Here is a 1,712-nt window from a genome sequence, read left to right as displayed (position 1 = left end):
CCCAGCTGATCGAACCCATCCGGGTTGTTGCTCGCCACCTTGGAGGTGAAGTCCTGCGGATACGTGGTGATCAGCAGGCCCTTGTCCGCCCGGATCGACCCCCACAGGTCCGTGCGCAGCTCGAACCCGTACCCGCGCTGCGAGCCGCTGCCCTGGTGCATCAGGTACCCCATGTTCAGGTACGTGTTGCCGTAGGTGTTGGACAGCTCCAGGTGCTCGATGCCCTTCTTGTCCTCAAAGCGCAGCATGCTCGCCCCGCCCCCGCCCTTGCTCCAGTTCGTGAGCGTGCCCGACTGCGTCTTGTTGTCCGGCAGCTTCCACGGCGGCATCTGGATGCCGTTGTACACCCGCCCGGTGATGATGGGGTAGTCCGGATCGCCGTTCAAAAAGTCCACGATGACTTCCTGCCCGATGCGCGGGATGTGGATGCTGCCGTAGTTCAGCCCCGCCCACGGGTGCGACACCCGCACCCAGCAGCTGGAGTTCTCGTCCATGGCCCCGATGCGGTCCCAGTGGAACTGCACCTTCACGCGGCCGTACTGGTCGGTCCAGATCTCCTCGCCCGGCGGGCCCACCACCACCGCGGTCTGCGGGCCGGTGGTCTTGGGCTTCGGGGTGGTGCGCGCAGGCGTGTAGGGCAGGCTGGTGGGCTGGGCCTGCAGGGTGAACTTCTGGAACGAGCCCTCCTCCTGCGGCGTGCCCTTGGTGCCCGGCGCCACGGCGCTGACCTGGGGGTTTTCCTTGAAGTGGTACTCCAGCCCGGTCAGCAGGTACTGCTGGTTCTGGTCCTCGCGCGGGTGGTTCTCCAGGGTGAAGGTGTAGCCGGGCGCCAGTGCCCGGTGGCGCGACTCGCCCCGCACGGTGCTGTGCCCGGTCAGACTCGATTGCAGCCGAGAGCGGGCGTAGTTCTCGCCATCACCGAACTCGGTGTACCCGCCCGGCCACTCGTAGATCTCGTGGCTGTCGTGCGCATGCCCCGGCGGGGTCTGGCGCATGTTGGACAGGTCGGCCTTGGGTTTCTTGAAGTCGTAGTCGTCGTTGTAGTGCCGCCCGGGCTTGATCTCCTGCGCCAATTGCCAGGCGTGGATGTTCTCCTTGTCGGCGACGGCCGCCTTCTCGGGCGGGTAGAACGGGATGACGGCCGCGCCCGCGAGCGGGCTGTGCGAGGCGACGATGTCGTCGGCCAGGGTGAGCACGTGCTGGCCGGCGCTGTGCTCGTGGAAGTAGTAGATGCCCTCGTGCTCCATCAGGCGCGAGACGAAGGCGCAGTCGGTCTCGTTGTACTGCACGCAGTAGTCCCAGGTGCGGTAGCTCTGGGTGAGCTTGCGCTGCAGCGGGTAGCCGTATTTGCCGAGCACCTCTTCGATGATGTCGGGCACGGTCTTGTTCTGGAAGATCTTGAAGTCGCTTTGCCGCGTGGCCAGCCACAGCCAGGGGCTCAGGCGGGCCTTGTAGGTGTAGAAGCGGTGGTCCTGGCCCTGCAGCCCGAAGCGGGTGACGATGCCGTCCAGGTAGCGTGTGCCGCCCCCTTCGGTCTCCACCACGATGGTGGCGCTCTTGCCCAGCAGGGCATTGGGGTCAATGGATTTGCTCTCGCTCAGCAGGTCCACGTCCAAGGAGAACAACTCGGAGAGCGCTTCTTTGCCCTGCAGCTGGCGAAACTGCAACTGCTCGCCCAGGGGCGTCTGGATGGTGACTCGGCGTGTCATGGG

1 protein-coding gene is annotated in these 1,712 nt (G+C 65.8%); it reads right to left on the bottom strand.

Annotated features, from left to right (window positions below; all coding sequences use genetic code 11):
* A partial coding sequence (locus AVMA1855_RS26445; protein WP_284427999.1) for a type VI secretion system Vgr family protein occupies nucleotides 1-1,709 on the bottom strand: 1,709 nt, incomplete at its 3' end.
* Nucleotides 1,710-1,712 lie beyond the last annotated feature (3 nt).

This window comes from Acidovorax sp. SUPP1855, from assembly GCF_030158955.1.
Classification (GTDB): domain Bacteria; phylum Pseudomonadota; class Gammaproteobacteria; order Burkholderiales; family Burkholderiaceae_C; genus Paracidovorax.
The sequence above is the reverse complement of the archived record's forward strand: the minus strand, read 5'-3'. Positions and strand labels throughout refer to the sequence as shown.